Source organism: Marinobacter iranensis (assembly GCF_029207565.1).
Taxonomy (GTDB): domain Bacteria; phylum Pseudomonadota; class Gammaproteobacteria; order Pseudomonadales; family Oleiphilaceae; genus Marinobacter; species Marinobacter iranensis.
This window is the reverse complement of the sequence record NZ_JANCMW010000343.1, coordinates 1-249: the sequence shown is the minus strand read 5'-3', so window position 1 is coordinate 249 and position 249 is coordinate 1. Positions and strand designations below refer to the sequence as shown.

1 pseudogene is annotated in these 249 nt (G+C 65.1%); it reads left to right on the top strand.

From position 1 onward, the window contains the following. Positions 1-249, top strand: a pseudogene (locus NLU14_RS22635) (molecular chaperone HtpG); the annotation flags it as partial.

The following is a 249-nucleotide window of genomic DNA, read 5'->3' as shown; positions in this document are numbered from 1 at the left end:
ACGACGAGCTGGCCGAGGCGCTCGGCACCATCGCGCGTTCGGGTACGCGCGCGTTCCTGGAGCGCATCGAAGCAGGCAAGGCGGCGGAAGACACGCAGCTTATCGGCCAGTTCGGCGTCGGTTTCTATTCTGCATTCATGGTGGCTGACCGGGTCGACGTGATCAGCCGGCAGGCCGGCAGCAGCGAGGCCTTTCGCTGGTCATCCGATGGCAAGGGCACCTATGAAATCGCGCCGGTACCCCTCAAGG